This is a genomic window from Micromonospora sp. A3M-1-15, assembly GCF_024213425.1.
GTDB classification, from domain to species: domain Bacteria; phylum Actinomycetota; class Actinomycetes; order Mycobacteriales; family Micromonosporaceae; genus Micromonospora; species Micromonospora chersina.
The window spans coordinates 1,477,500-1,497,566 of record NZ_JANAVK010000001.1 but is presented as its reverse complement, the minus strand read 5'-3'; the positions used below and the strand labels follow the sequence as shown (position 1 = coordinate 1,497,566).

General features: G+C 72.6%; 17 protein-coding genes. 11 read left to right on the top strand and 6 right to left on the bottom strand.

Going from position 1 to position 20,067, the window contains the following annotated elements:
* Positions 1 to 26: 26 nt before the first annotated feature.
* The 5 genes from NLX85_RS06865 to NLX85_RS06845 form a co-directional block, all read right to left on the bottom strand.
* Positions 27 to 1,016, bottom strand: coding sequence for an ABC transporter permease (locus NLX85_RS06865; protein WP_254332393.1), 990 nt, complete (start codon positions 1,014 to 1,016; stop codon positions 27 to 29).
* Positions 1,013 to 1,903 (bottom strand): ABC transporter ATP-binding protein, encoded by an 891-nt coding sequence (locus NLX85_RS06860; RefSeq protein ID WP_254332391.1) that lies wholly within the window; start codon positions 1,901 to 1,903, stop codon positions 1,013 to 1,015. The genes NLX85_RS06865 and NLX85_RS06860 overlap by 4 nt, the downstream gene beginning before the upstream one ends.
* A gap of 11 nt (positions 1,904 to 1,914) precedes the next feature.
* Positions 1,915 to 2,331 carry a GntR family transcriptional regulator gene (locus tag NLX85_RS06855; protein WP_254332389.1) on the bottom strand — a complete coding sequence of 139 codons (417 nt, stop codon included), beginning with the start codon at positions 2,329 to 2,331 and terminating at the stop codon, positions 1,915 to 1,917.
* Positions 2,332 to 2,741: 410 nt separating this feature from the next.
* The gene (gene gabT / locus NLX85_RS06850) at positions 2,742 to 4,010 is read right to left on the bottom strand and encodes a 4-aminobutyrate--2-oxoglutarate transaminase (protein ID WP_254332382.1); all 1,269 of its coding nucleotides are present in this window, start codon (positions 4,008 to 4,010) and stop codon (positions 2,742 to 2,744) included.
* Between the two features lie 3 nt (positions 4,011 to 4,013).
* The gene (locus tag NLX85_RS06845) at positions 4,014 to 5,450 is read right to left on the bottom strand and encodes a gamma-aminobutyraldehyde dehydrogenase (RefSeq protein ID WP_254332380.1); all 1,437 of its coding nucleotides are present in this window, start codon (positions 5,448 to 5,450) and stop codon (positions 4,014 to 4,016) included.
* A 141-nt stretch (positions 5,451 to 5,591) separates the two neighbouring features.
* Between NLX85_RS06845 and NLX85_RS06840 the strand changes: the two genes are divergently transcribed.
* Positions 5,592 to 7,031, top strand: a complete 1,440-nt coding sequence (locus NLX85_RS06840) for an aldehyde dehydrogenase family protein (protein WP_254332378.1) — start codon at positions 5,592 to 5,594, stop codon at positions 7,029 to 7,031.
* Between the two features lie 6 nt (positions 7,032 to 7,037).
* On the opposite strand, the gene NLX85_RS06835 is transcribed toward NLX85_RS06840, so the two are convergent.
* Positions 7,038 to 8,270, bottom strand: coding sequence for an SUKH-3 domain-containing protein (locus tag NLX85_RS06835; protein WP_254332376.1), 1,233 nt, complete (start codon positions 8,268 to 8,270; stop codon positions 7,038 to 7,040).
* An 81-nt stretch (positions 8,271 to 8,351) separates the two neighbouring features.
* On the opposite strand from NLX85_RS06835, the gene NLX85_RS06830 reads away from it, so the two are divergent.
* The 10 genes from NLX85_RS06830 (at position 8,352) to manA (ending at position 19,859) form a co-directional block, all read left to right on the top strand.
* The gene (locus NLX85_RS06830) at positions 8,352 to 8,765 is read left to right on the top strand and encodes a YbaB/EbfC family nucleoid-associated protein (RefSeq protein WP_254332375.1); all 414 of its coding nucleotides are present in this window, start codon (positions 8,352 to 8,354) and stop codon (positions 8,763 to 8,765) included.
* A 5-nt stretch (positions 8,766 to 8,770) separates the two neighbouring features.
* Positions 8,771 to 9,127, top strand: coding sequence for a hypothetical protein (locus NLX85_RS06825; RefSeq protein ID WP_254332373.1), 357 nt, complete (start codon positions 8,771 to 8,773; stop codon positions 9,125 to 9,127).
* A 24-nt stretch (positions 9,128 to 9,151) separates the two neighbouring features.
* On the top strand, positions 9,152 to 13,459 hold the full coding sequence (locus NLX85_RS06820) for a toxin glutamine deamidase domain-containing protein (protein WP_254333683.1): 4,308 nt from the start codon (positions 9,152 to 9,154) through the stop codon (positions 13,457 to 13,459).
* Positions 13,450 to 13,899 (top strand): hypothetical protein, encoded by a 450-nt coding sequence (locus tag NLX85_RS06815; RefSeq protein ID WP_254332371.1) that lies wholly within the window; start codon positions 13,450 to 13,452, stop codon positions 13,897 to 13,899. Before NLX85_RS06820 ends, NLX85_RS06815 begins: the two co-directional genes overlap by 10 nt.
* Before the next feature lie 72 nt (positions 13,900 to 13,971).
* Positions 13,972 to 14,712: a deoxyribonuclease V gene (nfi, locus tag NLX85_RS06810; protein ID WP_254332369.1), complete on the top strand. Its 741-nt coding sequence runs from the start codon at positions 13,972 to 13,974 to the stop codon at positions 14,710 to 14,712.
* A 307-nt stretch (positions 14,713 to 15,019) separates the two neighbouring features.
* Positions 15,020 to 16,003 (top strand): hypothetical protein, encoded by a 984-nt coding sequence (locus NLX85_RS06805; RefSeq protein WP_254332367.1) that lies wholly within the window; start codon positions 15,020 to 15,022, stop codon positions 16,001 to 16,003.
* Positions 16,004 to 16,183: 180 nt separating this feature from the next.
* Positions 16,184 to 16,393, top strand: a complete 210-nt coding sequence (locus NLX85_RS06800) for a Trm112 family protein (protein WP_254332365.1) — start codon at positions 16,184 to 16,186, stop codon at positions 16,391 to 16,393.
* Complete coding sequence (locus tag NLX85_RS06795) at positions 16,390 to 17,586, top strand: SIS domain-containing protein (protein WP_254332364.1); 1,197 nt, start codon at positions 16,390 to 16,392, stop codon at positions 17,584 to 17,586. The genes NLX85_RS06800 and NLX85_RS06795 overlap by 4 nt, the downstream gene beginning before the upstream one ends.
* Positions 17,587 to 17,694: 108 nt before the next feature.
* Positions 17,695 to 18,705: a cation diffusion facilitator family transporter gene (locus NLX85_RS06790; protein ID WP_254332362.1), complete on the top strand. Its 1,011-nt coding sequence runs from the start codon at positions 17,695 to 17,697 to the stop codon at positions 18,703 to 18,705.
* A gap of 2 nt (positions 18,706 to 18,707) precedes the next feature.
* The gene (gene manA / locus NLX85_RS06785) at positions 18,708 to 19,859 is read left to right on the top strand and encodes a mannose-6-phosphate isomerase, class I (protein ID WP_254332360.1); all 1,152 of its coding nucleotides are present in this window, start codon (positions 18,708 to 18,710) and stop codon (positions 19,857 to 19,859) included.
* Positions 19,860 to 20,067: the final 208 nt, after the last annotated feature.

Sequence of the window (20,067 nt, the reverse complement as noted above, 5' to 3'; positions counted from 1 at the left end):
CGGAGCGTTCCACCCGGCCGGGCCGCTCAGGCGATCCGGCGGAGCCGGCGTACGGCGAGGTAGAGCAGGACGGCGGCGAGGGCGACGAAGATGCCGGTCTCGATCCACTGAAATGGCCAGAACCGGTCCGCCGGCTGGTAGAGCTCCCAGTTGTAGGCGCCGGGTCCGGCGCCGATATCGGCCCCGCAGCGGCCGCCGTCCGGTGCCTGGCCGCCCGGCGGGCACATGATCCGCGTGTCGGCCGCCAGCATCTTCCCGTCGGCGTTGCGCACGCCGCTGGCGAGGACCCAGTTGCCCCGGTCCTCCCGCAGCAGATCGGCCCCCTCGATCGGGAAGGTGCGGGTAAGGGCGGGCTGGTAGTGCGGTCTCGCCAGGATCGCCACCGCCGCCCGGACACCGATGAACGCGGCCAGGGTGACGCCCATGGCGGGCAGCATCCGGCGCCAGAGGGTGCCGGCGAAGATGCCGAGTGCCACCGCGAAGAGGGTGTAGCCGATCGGGGCGATGCCCTGCAGGTCGAAGACGATGAAGCCGAGGCGGCCCTCGTGCGCGGCCTGGGTCAGCGGGCTGACCCACCAGGCCATGCCCAGTCCGTAGCCGATCGCCAGGGCCAGTGTGACCGTGACGACCAGGCCGAACTTCACCAGGGCCCACCGCGTCCGGCCGACACCCTGCGTCCAGGCGAACCGGTGCGTGCCGTGCTCCACCTCCCGGGCGACCAGCGGGGCGCCCCAGAACAGACCGACGAGCACCGGCAGGACGACGAGCAGGACCGCCACCAGGTTCAGGCTCTGGTACCGGTTGGTGAACTGGCGGAACGCCGACTCACAGCCGTTTGCGGTGACCGGGTCGACGTCCGAACGCGCCAGCTGACTGACGCAGTTCGGCAGCCCGAGCTCGGTGAAGCTGTGCCGCATCGACAGGCCGATCGGGATCATCAGGGCCGCGAGCGCGGCGAAGCCGAGGAGGGTGAAGAGCAGCTGCTTGCGGTGCTGCCGCCAGGCCAACCAGATCATGCCGGCACCTCCCAGGCGTCATGGCTCGTGGTGGTCTCGCCCTCGGCGAGGTACGCCAGCACGAGGTCCTCCAGCGTCACGTCGTGCACCGTCCATTCCGGAGCGGAGATCTCCCCGGTCGTGCGGACCAGCAGCGTCGACTGCCGGGCGGTGTGGCTCGCCCGGACCACGGCCTCGACCCCCTCGATCGGTTCGCCGCCGTGTCGAGGCCCGACCATCTGCCGGTGTGCGGCGACCAGGTCGTCGACCGCGCCCGCCAGGTGCACCCGGGCGGCCTGCAGCACGACCAGGTAGTCGCAGACCCGTTCCAGGTCGGCCAGCAGGTGCGAGGAGAGCAGCACGGTCGTCTCGGAGTCGGCGACGCTGCCCATCAGCGACTGCAGGAACTCCCGGCGCGCCAGTGGATCGAGGCTGGCGACCGGTTCGTCGAGGAGCAGCAGCCGGGGCCGCTTCGCGAGCGCGAGCGCCAGCGCGACCTGGGCCCGCTGGCCACCGGACAGCTTGCCGACGGGCAGCTTCGGCGGGATGCCGAGCTGGGCCAGCCGGTTGCGGGCGAGTGCCCCGTCCCAGCTCTTGTTCATTCGTTGGCCCGCCTCCACCAGCTCGGCGGCGGTGAAGTCCCGGTAAAGCGGGGTGTCCTGGGCGACGAAGCCGACTCCGGGCAGCACCGACGGATTGGCGTACGGCGTTTCGCCGAAGATCCGCACCGCGCCGGCGTCCGGCTGCAGCAGGCCGACCGCGAGGTGCAGCAGGGTGCTCTTACCAGCACCGTTGGGGCCGACGAGGGCGGCGATCCGCCCGGCGGGCAGGTGCAGCGAGCAGTCCCGCAGCGCCCAGGTTCTTCCGTACCGTTTGCCGAGTTGCTCGGCCTCGAGCGCGATTTCCATCAGCTGTCCTCTCATCCTGCTGAGGCGGGTTCGGCACGCGTCGTGCCGGCGACGAGCGCGGCCCGCATGGTGGTCTCGACCAGGGCGGTGACGTCTTCCGGGGTGAGCCCGGCGGCGCGGGCGCGGTGCAGCCAGGCAATCAGCTCCTCGCGGAGTTCGGCCTGATCGGCCAGCGACGAGCCGGCGAGGGTCCGGCGGACGAAGGTGCCGACGCCGGGGCGTCCCTCGACCAGACCCTCGATCTCCAGCTCGCGGTACGCCTTCAGCACCGTGTTCGGGTTGATGGCCAGCGACTGCGCGACGTCGCGGACCTTGGGCAACTGGTCGCCGGTGGTCAGCAGCCCCACCCGCAGGGCCTGTTTGACCTGCTGGATGAGCTGCACATAGGTGTTCACCTTGGACCGGCCGTCCAGTACGAACTCGATCACGCGACGCCCTTCTATTGTCCTACGACAGTAGGACTATAGAACAGGATGCCGCCGCGGTGGGGGCGTTGTCAGGGATGGGTCCTGGCGTGCCGGTCGTGGGCATCCTGACCGACCAACTTCGCGGCCACTGTGGAGCAGGCGCGGGCCGCCGCAGTCGGGCCGGGCGATGAGCTCGAGCCGGTCGCCGCCGTGTGGGCGACCGCCGAGGATTGGTGGGGCGGCGCCGACGTGGAGTTCCTGGCGGAGCTCGTCAACGAGTTGCGCGGAATGGCCCGGCGGGCACTGGCCGACGGGCTCGACGCGTACTGCTGGATCTGCCTGCAGGAGTTGGCGGGCGTTGGGTGGAACACCACGGGCGGCACCTGGGGGGATCGACGCCCGTGGTGTTCCACGATCGGGGCTGACCTCGGTCAGCCGAACGCGGCCTCCAGGATGTCCAGGCCGCGGGCCAGCTCGTCGTCGGAGATGACGAGCGGCGGCAGGAACCGCAGCACGTTGCCGTACGTGCCGCAGGTCAGGGTGAGCAGGCCGGCCGCGTGACAGGCGGCCGAGATCGCCGCCGTGGCGGCCGGGTCCGGGGTCAGCGTGCCCGGCTGGACGATCTCCACGGCGAGCATCGCGCCGCGGCCGCGTACCTCGGCGACACGTGGGTCGCGGGCGGCGATCGCGCGCAGCCGCTCCACCATGACGGCGCCGATCCGCCGGGCGGCGGCGGCCAGGTCCAGCTCGTGCATGGTCTCGATGGCCGCGAGCGCGGCCGCGCAGGCGATCGGGTTGCCGCCGTACGTCCCGCCGAGGCCGCCCACGTGCACCGCGTCCATCAGCTCCGCCCGGCCGGTGACCGCGGCGAGCGGCAACCCGCCGGCGATGCCCTTGGCCAGGGTGACCAGGTCCGGCTCGACACCCTCGTGCTGGCAGGCGAACCAGTCGCCCGTCCGGCAGAACCCGGTCTGGATCTCGTCGGCGACGAACACCACCCCGGCGGCGGTCGCCCACTCGCGCAGCGCCGGCAGGAACCCCTCGGCCGGCACCACGAAACCGCCCTCGCCCTGGATCGGCTCGATCAGCAGCGCCGCCACGTTCTCCGCGCCGACCTGCTTCTCCACCATCTCGATCGCCCGGGCCGCGGCGGTCGCCCCGTCGAGGCCGCCGTCGCGCAGTGGGTACGACATCGGCACCCGGTAGACCTCACCGGCGAACGGCCCGAACCGGTGCTTGTACGGCATGTTCTTCGCGGTCAGCGCCATCGTCAGGTTCGTCCGGCCGTGGTACGCGTGGTCGAAGACCACCACGGCCGGCCGCCCGGTGGCGTGCCGCGCGATCTTCACGGCGTTCTCCACCGCCTCGGCGCCCGAGTTGAACAGCGCCGAGCGCTTCTCGAAGTCGCCCGGGGTCAGCGCGTTGAGCTGCTCGCAGACCGCCACGTACGACTCGTAGGGCGCCACCATGAAGCAGGTGTGGGTGAAGCGCTCGACCTGCGCCCGCACCGCCTCGACGACCTTCGGGGCGCAGTTGCCCACGTTGGCGACCGCGATGCCGGCCGCGAAGTCGATCCACTCCCGCCCCTCGACGTCGGTGATCGTCCCGCCGCCCGCGTGGTCGACGTAGGAGGTGATCGTGCTGCCGACGCCCCGGGCGACGGCCGCCCCCCGGCGCTTGTGCAGTTCCTCGCTCGACAAGGTTCAGCCCTCGATGTTGTGCATGACGTGCTTGATCCGGGTGTAGTCCTCCAGGCTGTAGACCGAGAGGTCCTTGCCGTGCCCGGAGTGCTTGAAGCCGCCGTGCGGCATCTCGGACACGAACGGGATGTGGGTGTTCACCCAGACGCAGCCGAAGTCCAGCCGGCGGGTCATCCGCATCGCGCGGCCGTGGTCCTTCGTCCACACCGAGGCGGAGAGGCCGTAGTCCACGCCGTTGGCCCAGCGCACCGCCTCGTCCTCGTCGGAGAAGCGCTGCACGGTGATGACCGGGCCGAACACCTCGTCCTGGATGATCTCGTCGGCCTGCCGTAGCCCGGAGACCACGGTCGGGGCGTAGAAGTAGCCGCGCTCGCCGAGCCGGGAACCGCCGGTCTCGACGTTCGCGTGGTCCGGCAGCCGGTCCACGAACCCCCGTACCCGGCTGAGCTGGTTGGCGTTGTTGAGCGGGCCGTAGAGGACGTCCTCGTCGTCCGGCGCGCCGGTCTTCGTGTTGCGGGCCTGCTCGGCGAGCGCGGCCACGAAGTCGTCGTGGATGCCCGGCCCGGCGAGCACCCGGGTGGCGGCGGTGCAGTCCTGGCCGGCGTTGAAGTAGCCGCCGACCGCGATCGCCTCGGCCGCCGCCGCCACGTCCGCGTCGTCGAAGATCACCACCGGGGCCTTGCCGCCCAGCTCCAGGTGGGTCCGCTTGAGGTCCGGAGCGGCCGCCGCGGCGACCTCCATGCCGGCCCGGGTCGAACCGGTGATCGAGACGAACTGCGGGGTCGGGTGCGAGACCAGGGCCCGGCCGGTGTCCCGGTCGCCGCAGACCACGTTGAACACGCCCGGCGGGAAGAACTCCGACGCGATCTCGGCCAGCAGCAGCGTCGACACCGGGGTGGTGTCGGAGGGCTTCAGCACCACCGTGTTGCCGGCCGCCAGGGCCGGGGCGATCTTCCAGACCGCCATCATGAGCGGGTAGTTCCAGGGCGTGACCTGCGCGCAGACGCCGATCGGCTCGCGCCGCACGTACGAGGTGTGCCCGGCCATGTACTCCCCGGCCGAGCGCCCCTCCAGCAGGCGGGCCGCGCCCGCGAAGAACCGGAACTGGTCCACCGCCGGCGGCAGCTCCTCGTCGGCGGTGAGCTGGCGGGGCTTGCCGGTGTTGCGAACCTCGGCGTCGACCAGCTCGGCCGCCCGGGACTCCACCGCGTCGGCGAGCTTCAGCAGGGCCTTCTGCCGCTCGCCCGGCGTGGCGTCCCGCCAGGTCTCGAACGCGGCGGCGGCCGCCTTCATCGCCTTGTCCACGTCCGCCGCCCCGGAGACCGGCGCCTGGGCGAAGACCTCGCCGGTGCACGGGTCGATCAGGTCGGCGTAGCCGCCGTCCACCGGGTCGACGTACTCGCCGTTGACGAAGTTGCGCAGCTGTTGCTGGTCGCTCATCAGAAGTCTCCGAGGGGTGGCCGGGGGGAAGGTCAGCGGAGGTTATCGCAATCTGACTGCCATCTTGGCTACTGAATCCGAGGCAGACAAGGGTTTGGGCAACTGTTTCCGCGCGGGCTTGCGTGGTCTACGCTGCCGAGCGTGGAGCCGAGAGCCTTCTATGTCGCCGGCCGCCCCGCCCACGGCGAGGGGGAGCTGACCGTCACCCACCCGTACGACGGCCGGGCGGTGGGGCGTACCACCCTCGCCACGCCCGACCAGGTCGAAGCCGCCGTCGCGGCAGCCGCCGAGGTGGCCGCGGCGGCCGCGGCCCTGCCCGCGCACGCCCGCGCGGCCGCCCTCGACCACGTCTCCCGGCGGCTGGCCGAACGGGCCGACGAGGTCGCCGCCCTCATCACCGCTGAGAACGGCAAGCCGGTGAAATGGGCGAAGGCCGAGGTGGGCCGGGCCGTCTCCACCTTCCGCTGGGCCGCCGAGGAGGCCCGGCGCTTCTCCGGCGAGCTGCAACGCCTGGACACCGACCCGGCGGCCACCGGACGGATAGCGCTGGTCCGGCGGGTGCCCAAGGGGCCGGTGCTGGGCATCGCCCCGTTCAACTTTCCGCTGAACCTGGTCGCGCACAAGGTCGCCCCGGCCATCGCCGTCGGGGCACCCATCGTGGTCAAGCCGGCCCCGGCCACCCCGCTCTCCGCGCTGCTGCTCGGCGAGATCCTGGCCGAGACCGACCTGCCCGAGGGAATGTTCTCGGTGCTGCCGCTGCCCAACGAACGCGCCGCCGACCTCGTCGCCGACCCCCGGCTGCCCGTCGTGTCGTTCACCGGCTCCGGGCCGGTCGGCGCCGCCATCCGCCGGGCCGCCCCCGACAAGCACGTCACCCTGGAACTCGGCGGCAACGCCGCGGCGGTGATCTGCGAGGACTGGTCGTCGGACGGCGACCTCACCTTCGCCGCGCACCGCATCGCCACCTTCTCCAACTACCAGGCCGGGCAGTCGTGCATCGCCGTGCAGCGGGTGTACGTGCACGAATGGCTCTACGACGGCTTCCTGCCCCGGCTCGTCGCGGCCGTCGAGGAACTGCGCACCGGCGACCCGACCTCCGAGCTGACCGACGTGGGCCCGCTGGTCTCCGTCGAAGCGGCCGAACGCGTCGAGGCGTGGGTCGACGAGGCCGTCGCCGCCGGCGCCACCATCGAGGTGGGCGGGCGGCGGAACGGCGCCACCTACCCGCCGACCGTGCTCAGCGGGGTGCCGTCCTCGGTCAAGGTCTGCACCGAGGAGGTGTTCGGGCCGGTGCTGGTCGTCGCCCCGGTCACCGACGACCGGGCCGGGTTCGCCGCCGTCAACGACTCCGCGTACGGGCTCCAGGCCGGGGTCTTCACCCACAACCTGCAGACCGCCTTCCTGGCGTCCCGGACGCTGGACGTCGGCGGCGTGATCGTCGGGGACGTGCCGTCGTACCGGGCCGACCAGATGCCGTACGGCGGGGTGAAGGGCTCGGGCGTGGGGCGGGAAGGCCTGCGCAGCGCCATGGACGACTACACCGAGCCGCGCGTCATGGTCCTGACCGGGGTGCGGCTGTAGCGCCGCTCACCAGGTGCCGTCGTCGCGGACCCGGACGGGGGCGCGGCCGAGCAGCAGGGTGGTGAGCGCGGCGTCGATGTCGGGGCCGAGGAACCATTCGCCGGCCTGATCGAGCGCGAAGATCCGGCCGTGCTCGTCGACGGCGATGATGCTGTCGCCACGCTCCGTTCCCAGCGGAAACAGGCGGGCGCCCAGCACCGAGCCGAAATCCGCGAGGGTGTCGGCGGTGTGGGCCATGTCCCAGGGGCGGATGCCGAACCGGGAGATCCACACCTGTTCACCGGGACCCCGGCGACGAGTCTCCAGGCCAGGAAAGGCGGTAAGGGTGGGCATCACGGCCGGGAAGACGGCGTGGCCCTGTCGACTGCCGCTGACCGCCCGGACGTCCCGGACCGCCGCCTCGGCCAACACCTCGTCGCCGAAGTGAGGACGCCAACCCGCTTCCACGAGCGCATTCGCGACCTCGGCCGGGAACCGCCCGGGGTCCGGGTCGACCGCAGGCCGAGACCGCCATTCCTCCGCGTAGGCGAGGACCGGCCAGGGTAGTGCGGTGAACGCCACCAGGAAGTTCACGCACGAGTCACACGGCACCTTCGCGGGGCCGGCCGCGGGGTCGCCCGACTCACGGATCCGGAAGAACTCGATCCGGCTGCGGCCGAGGATCGCCTTCGCCTCGTCCAGAGTCAGTCGAGGCAGGCCCTCGGCGGCGCGCCGCTGATCCTCTTCGTGCAAGGCATCTGAGACCACGATCATCTCGGCGTGCCGCTCGGCGCCCCGCACCAGATGACCGGGCGCCAGCTCGTCCAAATAGGACCGCACCAGCGGGTGATGGCGCAGCTCGATGTCGCCCTTGGCGCCCTGCGCGATGTGCAGGCGGCCGTCGAGGGTGAGGTGCGCCACGGCGCCGGGCGTGGGCAGCCGGGTGATCTCCCGCAGGAGTTGGCTGGCCGGGTCCACGGTGCGGGGCGCCCGTGGAGCTGCCGGCCGGCGCTGGCGGAACATCTCCTCCACGGCGGCGGCCGGCACCCGCGGCCAGGTCGACACCTCGCCGGTCTCCTTGTCGATGACCGTGGTGGGCAGGTCGCCGGGGAGGGCCCGAGCGTCGGGGGACACAGTGGACGTGACCAGGTAGCCCAGCTCGAACTCATCGACCACCGGAGTGCAGGGGAATCCCAGTCGCTCGGAGTCCCGTTGGGCCCAGACGGCGGCGAGTTGCTCGGCCTGCTGTCGTTCGATCACAGCCTGAAGTTACCGGACCCCACGGATTCCGTGGCGCCCGGTATGGTCGGCCCTACTGACGGTGACGGAAAGGGGGCGGCGGTGGCCGAGAGCGCGGACCGGGACGCGAACCGCGCGCTGCGTGCGCGGTTCGACGAGGTGTACGGCCAGTACCAGCGACTTCGGTCCGGTTTGGACGAACTCCAGACCAGGCTCGCGGAGCTGCGGGTGACCGAGCGCTCCGACGACGGCCAGGTGACCGCTGTCGTCGGGGCACGCGGCGAGCTGATCAGCGTCGAGGTCGCCCCGTCGGTGTTCCACGACCGGGACGCCAGGGCACTGAGCCGGAAGATCACCGACACCGTGCTGCGGGCGTCCGCGTCCGCGGTCACCGCCACCCGTGAACTGGTCGTCGGATTCCTCCCGCCCGGCTCGCCGTCGGTGGAGTTCCTGCGTACGCATGATTTCGGCGCCCTGCTGGGTCGGGCGGACGCCGCCCTGTCCCGTGGAGAGTGACGGCGGTGGCCGACGGGCAGATCTGGCTGGACCCTGACCGGGCCCGGCGCGGCGGCGCCGACCTGGCCCTGGCCGGGAAAGCGGTCACCACCTCCCGTGGGGAGGCGGGCGATCCCATCGCGGCGGCGAGCGCGCAGCGGCCGTGGGGCCGGGACGACATCGGCGCCGCCTTCGACAAGCACTACCAGGGCTACGCGGAGACCCTGTTGCGGGCGTGGGAGATCCTCGGCCGCTCGCTCGAAGGGCTGGGCAGCGACGTGGTGCGTTCCGTCATCGCCACCGTGGAGACCGATCTGACCCACGCTCGCCAACTCGGCGAGATCCCGCACCAGCAGCACAACCCGCACCGGCCCTGGCGCTGACCACCGGAGGATCCGCGCGTGAGCATGCTGCCCAGCCCGATCCCGCACCCGCTCGACTACTGCCCCTGGGACGTGCCCGGCTGGATCTACGAGGCGCTGGACTGGGTGGTCGGCGTCGAATGGCCGGAGGGCGACGAACGCGCCGTCTGGGACCTGGCCGACCAGTGGTACGGCGTCGCCGACGTCCTGGCCGGCCCACGGAACGACGCCACCACGGCCGCGGGCGAGGTCCGCAGCGGGTACGGCGGCGTCGGGCTCGTGGCGCAGGCGTTCGACGTCGCCTGGGGCAAGGTCGCCGAGGGCGAAGACGCACCCCTGCACGTGCTCGTGGCGGCCACCGGCGAGCTGGGCCGGCTTGTCGACTCGTGCGGCTGCGACATCGAGGGCGCCAAGCTGGAAGCCTGGATCGAGCTGGGCATCCTGGTCGTCGAGCTGCTCTCGCTCGCGGTGGCCACGGTGCTGACCATGGGCGCCGCCTCGCCGGCGGCCGGTGCCGCGATCACGGCCAGCCGGGTCGCCGTGCAGCAGATCTTCAAGCGGCTGGTGGCCCAGCTGGCCCGCAAGGCGGTGAAGGAAGGGCTGAAGGAGGCCGGCGAACGGGCCGCCAAGGAGGTCGTCATGAGCGGCGCTCGCGGGCTCGCCCGCCGGGCCGTGCTCGCCGGGCTGGTCGAGGCGGGGCAGGAGGCCGGCACCAGCCTGGCGACGCAGGCGTACCAGAACTCGACCGGCCGCCGGGACGGCCTGGACCTGACCGACGTGGGCATGTCCGGGCTCGGTGGCTTCGCCGGTGGCGCGGCGGCGCCGCTGGCCGGCCTCGGGCGGCACGCGCACGGGCGGTTCGCCCAGATCGGTGAGCGCTTCGGGCGGGAGATGGCCGGCGAGACCCTGGCCGAGAGCGCCGCGGGGCTCGCCACCGGACAGGACCTTTCGCTGGAGGACCTTGCCCGCGCCGCGGCATCGGGCGCCAGCGGCTCCGCCACGGGACAGGCCGACAGCGCCCTGCACCACCGGCTCGACGACAAGCTGGCCGGCCTTCCCACGCAGCCGGTGGACCTGGGGCTCCCACCGTCCGGCGACGCGGCCGGCCTCATTCCCTCCCAGCGAGTCCCGGAACCGGCACCGCTGCTCGGGGATTCCGGCCTCGGACCGGTGCTTCAACCTGCGGCGGCGGATTCCCTCTCGGCGTCGAACCCTCGGTCACCGCTCGTCGGCGACGGACCTGCCCCGGCGAATCTCCCGTCTGTCGACGTGCCGCAGGCCGTGGAGGGGGTAGGTGCTTCCCCACCTCACCGGATGGATGCGGAAGCTGCGACGAGCCGGCCGAGCGTCGAGTTGACGACGAGCTCGGCGCTGGGCACAGCGAGCCCGACGCTCTCGTCCGTGGCCGTCGAGGCGCCCATCGCGGGTTCTCCCGTAAGCGGTGCCACCGAGCCGAGTCCCGGTCCAGTCAACGCTTCAGCGGCGGTCGGCATCGGTGCACCGAATCAGGCGACGCCGGTGCAGGCGGCGGCGACGGTCGTGGAGTCGCAGGCCACCGCTGCTGCCCAGCCAAACGGGCCGATGTCGGTGCCGCCGGACCGCTCGGCGATCGGTGCCGCAAGCCCGTCCGGACCGGCGGCCGGCCCACCGGCGCACCCGCACGTCGCGCCGGCCGCCGGTCCGGTGACCGCGCCGTCGGCCCCCGTGCCGGACGCCCGCCCCGCGCCGAGTCCCCGATTTCCGCTGTTGGAGACGCTTGCCCCGCAGAGACCCGCGGCTGATCCGTCGACGCTTCCCGGTCCCTTCGAGCCGCTGCCACCGCCGCATCGAAGCCGTCAGGGCGACCAGGCGGCGCGGTTGGCAGCCGGCCGGGAAACCCTGGAGAGACTTCGCTACGAACGCGGTTTTCAGGAACAACGGCAGTGGTATGAGGAAGGCCGGCGGCAACAGGAGGCGGAATGGCTGCGTGTCCGAGCTGACCAGTTCCACCGGGCCGCCGGCGAATACGGTGAGCGGGCGTTCCAGCTTCATCAGGCAGGCCACCAGCTACTCGCGCAGCGGTGGCAACAGGCCGCTCACGAGGCCAGCACTGAGGCCCACGACCTGCGCGGGATGGCCGAACAGGTCCTCGCCGGCTCAGTAGCGCCGATCGAGGTGATGGTCGAGGACGACCTCGACTTCTACCGGATCAATGACGACGTCGCGGACCTCGCGCTGGGTGCTGTGGAGACACCGGACCACTCGGCCCTCACCGGTCACGGCCACCCACCGCCGATCGACCGCTCCCGCCGGTACGGCGTGCGGGGCGGACTCCGGCCACCGCTCGCGCTGCACCAGACCGACCTGGAGCGACAGATGCCGCGCAATCCCGACGGCAGTGTGGTGCGGACCGCCGATCCCCGCCAGGGCGGATGGTTCCGGCTGGCGAACGACGGTGGCCCCGCCGCCGACGCCACCCGGGGCATCAACTGCCTGGACTGCACGTTGTCGCTCTTCGAGACCTGGATGCACGGCCGGCCGCGGGTCTCTGCGCCGCGGACCTTCGACGGCTACCTTCAGGGGGACGTCCGCCAGCCGGTGGGCGGCGAGGTGGACGGGCCGCGCCGCGTCGAGGAGATCACCGGCGGCCGGTTCCAGAACCTGTGCCCGACAGCCCTGCCGGGCGTCCCCGATCCCGAGACACGCGACATGATCGAGGACGGTTACCGCGACCTGCAGGCGCAGCTGTTGGCGGGTGGCCACGGCAGCTACGCCTTCCTCATCACGGCCATCGAGGGCGGCGGCTCACACGCCTGGGTGGCGCTGAACCAGAACGGCACGGTCCTCTATCTCGACCCCCAGACGGGCCGGATAGGCAGGCATCCGCTCTACTCACACAGCGGTATCCGGGGTCCCCACAACGTGGTGGGCATCGACGCGCTCGTACTCGGGCCCGATGGTCACCCGATGCCGCTCGCCGACCGGCCGCCGGGCGACTACAACGTCCTGCCCGACCCGGTGGAACGACCGGCGCCACCCCGGCCCCTCGAACCGCCGCCACCATCCGACGACAGGAATGCCCCCGACTTCAACCACGTCCACCTGCTCGGCGAATCCACCACCTTCCACCGACCCGACGGCACCTCGTTCCCCGGGCGGGCTCCCGACGCGGAGTCGGAGGCGGTGCAGCTACGGAACGCGCATCGCGATGCGCACGCCGACCGGATCGCCGCCGGGCTTTACGTCCGGGACGCGCTGGCAGCGAGCGGAAGCCTCGACGATGTCTTCGCCGCCGGGGTGACGCCGGTCGAGCTGGCGCAACACCTGGACGGGCCGACGCTGCAACGGCTGGTACCGGAGTTGGCGCCGGCGGCGGCCGACGACCTGACGCGGCTGCTCGGCGACCCTCGCGTCAGGCAGATGCTCGACCAGACCTGGGAGGCGCCGCCCCGGCGGGAGGAGTTGCTGGCCGAAACTCTGGTACGGCAGCTTGCGCAGCGGCCCGACCTGGTCCGCATGATCCTCTCGACCCCGGAACTCGCCAACTCGCTGATCGCCCGCCCGGTCACCCTCCACCACCTGGCCAGCCACCAGAAGGCGATCGACGTCCTGGGCGAGGTCCTGGACGACATTACCGAGCGGGGCACCGGTGTTGTCGCGACAGCGCCGACACCGCCTGTCGAACCCACGCCGCTCAATCCGGAGCAGGTAAGGCTGAGCTCTCAGCTCGATGGCGACCGGCCGCCGGCCTTGCAACCAGGGTTCGATGAAGCACGGTCCGGCGACATGACGTATCGAGAGCACTACCTGGACCAGTTGTACGAGGCCGCCGCGACGGCACAGCACGAGCTTGACTTGCTCGGTCGTGAGTTGGCCGAGATGTCATCGAGGGGGGCTGAGTACCAACCACGACCCGGGCCGAAGGAGCGCAAGCGGGCCGAGGACAAGGTGGCGAAGCACGGCGGGAACGCCTCTCGTCTTCGGGATCTCGCAGCCGGCCGCGTCTCCTATCGAACTTTGGACGACCTCTACCTGGGCTTGGCGCATCTCAGCGCAAACTCGCAGATGCAGGTGGTGCGGTTCGAAGACCGATTCCGCCAGCCGCAGGACAGCGGCTACCGCGACATCCAATTTCTGGTGCGGACTTCGACTGGGCATGTCGGCGAGTTTCGGCTTCAACTAGCTGCACTCGATCAGGTGACGGAGTGGGAGCATTCGCTGTTCGAGGTGTGGCGTGATCTCGAAGCAGTCCCCCGCGAACAGGGCCGTATTCTCGGAGAGACGGAGTCGACGATCCGCAAGGGCATCGTCCAGCGTCAGCGTGAGCACTTCTGGGCTGCGCTCCAATCGACGATGAGCGGCGGATGGGAATGACGGAGATGACGGACGGCTTGACCCGCACCGGTTACTACGACTATTACGACACTCCGGTGAAGATCGTGCCGACCCGCGAGGGAGGGCTCTCCGCTTGGAGGTTGGATCGCCAGACAGGCGGCTGGCGACCGGCGAACGACATCGTCGACGAGATTCTTTTCGCGATGGGTGGAGACATCTTCGTCCGCTCGGCTGAACGGTTTGTGCAGCGCGTAGAGGAAGAGCGTGGCCGCTACACCAAGGGAGACGGGCCTGTCTTCGCGCTCTACGAAACGGTCACCGCCATCGAGGACATGGCCATTGCCGAGGGGCGTGCCTACACACCCGAGGAGGCTGCGCTGATTACGGGCATCCGGCGACGGACGTTTGTGATGTTCGAAGAACAGCTTCAACAGGCTGGCGACCCTGGTGCCGACCCGACCATCGCCAACGCAACCTGACCCCGCCGCAACCTCCTAACCGTGGTGCCTGCCGCGGAGGCCTCGAACGTGCCCGGCGGCTACGGTGATCCGATGACGCGCTCGCCTCTACGTCAGGCCGCTTACCGGCCGCCGGCCGACGTCGCGGAAGCGCTGCGCATCCAGGAGGAGTTGCGCTCCCGGGTCGACCTGGTCGGGCCGGGGCCGACGGCGCCCGCGACGGTGGCCGGGCTGGATGTCGCCTACGCGGACAGCGGTGACCGACTGGCGGCGGCCGTCACGGTGTTGGACGCGGCGACCCTCGCCGTGGTGGACGAGGCGGTGGACGTGGGCCGGCCGGCGTTCGACTACGTGCCGGGGCTGTTCGCGTTCCGTGAGCTGCCGGCGCTGCTGGCGGCGCTGGAGCGGTTGACCGTCCGGCCCGACCTGCTGGTCTGCGACGGGCACGGGCTGGCGCATCCGCGCCGGTTCGGGCTGGCCTGCCACCTCGGGCTGGTGACGGGGCTGCCGGCGATCGGGGTGGGGAAGACGCCGCTGGTCGGGGTCTGGGACGAGCCGGCGCCGCAGCGGGGCGCCTGGACGCCGCTGCGCGACGGCGGTGAGGTGGTGGGCCGGGTGCTGCGGACGCGGGACGGGGTGAAGCCGGTCTTCGTCAGCGTCGGGCACCGGATGAGCCTGGACAACGCGGTCGACCGGGTGCTGGGGTTGACGCCTCGCTACCGGCTGCCGGAGACCACCAGGACAGCCGACCACCTCTGCCGCCGTGCCCTCGCCGACGCTGACCGCCGAGCCGCGACACGGGCCGGCGACGACGACCCGGCCGCGAGCGTGTGACGGCGAGCCGCCGCGCCGAGCTGGCGTCGACGTGGCGGTCGCGGGCCGAGGTGAATCCTGGACAGTTGCCGTTCGTGGTGAACGGTAAGTGCCCAAGATCTCCGGCCGCGCTCAGCGGCCGGTCCCGCCGACGGCCCGCCGGCGAGCGCTGGACATGATCATGCGGGCGGGCCCCGCCGCAGCGAAGATGGTGCGGGTGCCCCGGCGTGTCGCGGCACACATGCGGAGCGCTCGATGGGCGGGTGCCCCCACGGCCCGGTAGTAACCTGACCGGCGGATCCGTCCGGGTGGAAACGGTGAGGTGGAGATGTCGGTGAGGCGGCACGCGGCGCGGTGGGCCACGGTCGGCGTGATGCTCGGCGGCCTGGTGGCCGGCGCGGCGTCGCCGGCGCTGGCGGCCGACGACCGGGTGGAGGTGCGCTCGGCGAGCAGCTTCACGGCCGGTGGTTCGGCGGGCACGGTGGCGGTCGAGGTGCGTAAGCGCACCGACGGCTGCGTACTTCTTCGTACCGCGCTCGGGCTGCGGCTCGACGGTCTGCGGGCGGACCAGGTCCAGGTGCAGGTGGCGACCGGTGGCCGGTGGGTGCCGGTGCCGGTCTCCGGTGGTGGCGGCGCGGTCGCCACGGCGCAGACGTCGCCCGCCAACGCGGCCCTGTGCAAGGGCAAGGGGATCACGGTCCGCTACCGGGTGGCCTTCCTGGCCGGCACGGTCGGCGGCCGGTTGGCCGTCGTCGGCGAGGCGAGCGCCGCGAGCGGCCGGGTGCTGGGCCGGTCCGCCACCGCGGCCCGGGTGGTGGGCGCGGAGCGCACCGCCAGCCCCAGCCCGACGCCGTCCCGCAAGCCCTCGCCGACTCCGAGCGCCGTCGCCACCACGCCGGCCGAGGCCGACACCACCTCGACGGTGGCCGCCGCCGCGCTCGACCCGGCCGCCGGCACCGCGGCCGCCGAATCGTCCTCCGGAGGTTCCCCGATCATGTGGTTCGGCATCGCACTGGTGCTCGTCGGCGTCGCGCTGATCGTGTTGCTGGTCCGCCGCAACCGCGCGGAGAAGACGGACGGGCAGCCGGGGGCCGGTCACCCGCCGGTCCCGCTGCCGCGCAGCAGCACGACCTACCGCTCGGGCGCGCCCGCCGGTCAGGTGTACGGGCAGGAGCCGCCCGCCCCGGCGCCGCCCCGCCCGGCCGGGAACGTGTACGGCGCCCCCGCGGCCACGGCCGACGGGCCGGACGGCGAGCCGCCGGCCGCCGCGGGCGGCGACGCCACCACCGTGCTGCCCCGCATGCCCCGCTGAGCCAGAACCCGGCCGGTCGCCGGGGTTACGGTGACGATGGGTGACGGCGACCTGACCGGGTGGCCGTGCCCGCCGGGTGCCGAGATGTGGCACGGTGCCCGCGCCGGTTCGCCGATAAGATCGCGTGCGCCGGACGGCACCGCCGACCGGTGAGACCACATACGTGGAAGGAGCCGCGCCGTGGCCCTGGACCCGCAGTTGCTCGAGATTCTCGCCTGCCCGGACACACACCACGCACCGCTCGACTACGACGCGCAGGCGCAGACGCTGACCTGCACCGAGTGCGGTCGGATCTTCGAGGTCCGGGACGACGTCCCGGTGCTGCTGCTCGACGAGGCGCGTGGCGGCCCCGCCGACGACGCGCGCGGCGGCTCCGGGTCGTCGCGATGATGGAGGGTACGGCCGGGGTCAGCGGCCACCGGCACGCCGACGAGTCACTGCTGGACGATCCGGACCGGCTGGCCGAGCAGGACCCGGGTGGCATGCTGCGGTTCACCGCCTCCGGGGGCGCGCAGGTCCGGGAGTCGGCGGCGCTGGCCGCCGAGGCCAACCTGACGGTGCTCGCCGACGAGGGCCGCCCCCGCGCGGTGGTCATCGCGGGCATCGGCACCGCCGGGCGGACCGGGGACGTGCTGGCCACGGTTGCCGGCCCGCGCTGCCCGGTGCCGGTCATCCCGCACCGCAGCGCCGGCGTGCCGGGCTGGGTGGGCGCGGCGGACGTGGTCATCGCGGTGAGCGCCTCCGGTCGCAGCCCTGAGGCGCTGGGCGCCGCCGAGGCCGCGCACCGGCGGGGCGCCCGCCTGGTCGCCGTCGGCGCGCCGGACTCCCAGCTCCAGTCGGTGGCCGAGCGGGCCCGGGCGCCGTTCATCCCGGTGCCGCGGCGCGCCCCGGCCCGGGCCAGCCTCTGGGCGCTCACCGTGCCGGTCCTGCTCGCCGCCCGTACGCTCGGGCTGGTGAAGGTCAACGAGGCGGACCTGGCCGAGACCGCGGCCCGGCTGGACGCCGACGCCGACCGGTGCCGGCCCACCGCCGAGTCCTTCGTCAACCCGGCGAAGTCGCTGGCCCTGGGCCTGTCCGGGTCGATCCCGATCGTCTGGGGCTCGTCGCCGCTGGCCACCGTGGCGGCCCGCCGGTTCGGTGACACGCTGTCGGCGAACGCCCGCTATCCGGTGGTGACCGGGGCGCTGGGCGAGGCCGGCCGGGGCCGGGTCGGCCTGCTCGACGGCGTCTTCGGCGGCCTGGTCGAGGGGGAGCGGGACATCTTCGCCGACCCCGACGAGACCGACGGCGACGCCACCCGGCTGCGGCTGGTGCTGCTGCGCGACGGCGGCCTCAACGCCGAGGACGACACGGACGAGCCGTTGGCGGTGGAGGAGCGCCGCGCGGACGCGGTGCAGACGCTCGCCGAGCGGCGCGGGGTGCGCTGCGACGTGGTCACCGCGGAGGGTGGGTCCGCGCTGGAGCGGCTCGCGTCGCTGATGGCGGTCCCGGACTTCGCCTCGGTCTACCTCGCCCTGGCACACGGACTGGACCCGATGGCCGTACCGGCCATCACCGAGATGAAGGAGCTGGCGAACCAGTGAGCACGTGCGGCATCGGGCGGGGAGAAGCGTGAGCGAGCGGAGCGGGCTCACCATCGGGCTCGGCAGCGCGGCGCCTCGCGCCGCCGGGAAGCGAAGCGGGGCGGCGGCGTGAGCGCCAACGGGGGGACGAAGGCGATCGTCGCCGCGCTGGCGGCCAACGTCGGCATCGCCGTCACCAAGTTCATCGCGTTCCTGCTGACCGGCTCCTCGTCGATGCTGGCCGAGTCGATCCACTCGGTCGCCGACTCCGGCAACCAGGGCCTGCTGCTGCTCGGCGGCCGGCGGGCCAAGCGGGAGGCCACCCCGGAGCACCCGTTCGGCTACGGCCGGGAGCGCTACATCTACGCGTTCATCGTGGCGATCGTGCTGTTCAGCGTCGGTGGCCTCTTCGCGTTGTACGAGGCGTACCACAAGGCGCAGCACCCCGAGCCGATCACCAGCTGGCAGTGGGTCCCGGTGGTCGTCCTGGTGATCGCCATCGGCATGGAGAGCTTCTCGTTCCGGACCGCCATCCAGGAGTCCAACCACATCCGGGGCAACCAGTCCTGGGTGCGGTTCATCCGCCGGGCCAAGGCCCCGGAGCTGCCCGTGGTGCTGCTGGAGGACTTCGGCGCGTTGATCGGTCTGGTCTTCGCGCTGTTCGGCGTGGGAATGACCCTGATCACCGGGAACGGCATGTGGGACGCGGCCGGCACCGCGATGATCGGCGTGCTGCTGGTGATCATCGCGATCACGCTGGCCATCGAGACGAAGAGCCTGCTCCTCGGTGAGGGCGCGGAGCGCCACGATCTGGCGAAGATCGCGCAAGCGGTGACCGAGGGGCCCGAGGTCGAGCGCATCATCCACATGAAGACGCTCTACCTGGGCCCGGAGGAGCTGATGGTGGCCGCGAAGATCGGGGTGCCGGCCTGCGAGACGGCCGAGGAGGTGGCGCGGGGCATCAACGCCGTCGAGGCGCGGATCCGTGCCGCGGTGCCGATCGCCCGGGTCATCTACCTGGAGCCGGACATCTACAGCGCGGCGGCGGACCGGGCGGGCACGGGGCAGGCGGCGCACACCGCCGTCCCGCAGCCGGACGCGGACACCGGCGACGAAGTGGCCGGACGGCCCGGGAGCTGACCGTGGAGCTGTTGCAGGGCCGGATCCGGGACTACGCCTGGGGCTCCCGCACGGCGATCGCCGAGTTGCAGGGGCGGTCGGTGCCGAGCGCCGGGCCGGAGGCCGAGCTGTGGCTGGGTGCCCACCCGGGCGCACCGGCCACGGTGGACCGCGACGGCAACCCGGTCAGCCTCACCGAGCTGCTGGTCGGGGAGCCGGAGCACTGGCTGGGCGAGCGCCTGGTCGGCCGGTTCGGCACCCGGCTGCCGTTCCTGTTGAAGGTCCTCGCCGCGGACGCCCCGCTGAGCCTCCAGGCCCACCCGGACGCCGAGCAGGCCCGGGCCGGCTACGCCGCGGACACCGGCCGGGTCAACTACGTGGACCCGTACCACAAGCCGGAGCTGCTGGTCGCGCTCTCGGAGTTCGAGGCGCTCTGCGGGTTCCGGGACCCGGCCGAGTCGGCGGCGGCCATCGCGGCGTTCGGCGTACCCGCGCTGGAGCCCGTTGTGGCGGCGCTGCGGACCGGGCCGGAAGGGCTGCGCGAGGCCGTACGCCTGCTGTTGAGCTGGCCGGAGGCGGAGCGTGCCGGGCTGGTGGCGGACGTGCTGGCGGCGGAGGCCGCCGGTCCGGACGCCGGGCTGGCCCGGGCGCTGGCGGTCGACTACCCGGCCGACCCGGGTGTGGTGGTGGCGTTGCTGCTGCACCATGTCCGGCTGGCGCCGGGCGAGGCGATCTGGATGCCGGCCGGCAACCTCCACGCCTACCTGCGGGGCACCGGCGTGGAGATCATGGCGGCCAGCGACAACGTCCTGCGCGGCGGGCTCACCCCGAAGCGGGTGGACGTGGACGAGTTGCTGCGGGTGCTGCGTTTCGAGGTGCTCGACGAGCCGGTGGTCCGGCCGGAGCAGGTGGCGCCCGGGGTGGTGACCTGGCTCGTGCCCGTGGACGACTTCGCGCTGCACCGGGTCGAGGTGACTGCTGGTGGTCCGGAGGCACGGCTCGACGTGCCCGGCCCGCGGGTGGTGCTGTGCCGCGCCGGGGAGGTCACCGTGGCCGACGGGGTGGGGACGGTCACCCTGGCGGCCGGCCAGGCGGCGATCGGCACGGCGGCCGGCGGCCCGCTCGTGCTCGGTGGGGCCGGCGTGGCGTTCGTCGCCACCTCCGGCCTGCGCTGACCGGCGCGCTGCGCGGCGGCTCAGCTCCGCCCTAAGTCCGACTTTCCCGAAATGGCTTGACGCGACCCTGACCTGGTGTGACTCTATGGGTACGCAGCGTTGTCGCGACGAAGGTCCGGTAACGCGCGGGGGAACCAAACCGGGGGGATGCACGGGGCGGCCGGGCCGTGAGCGGAAAGTCCGTTCACGACCGACCGCCCCGTGCGCT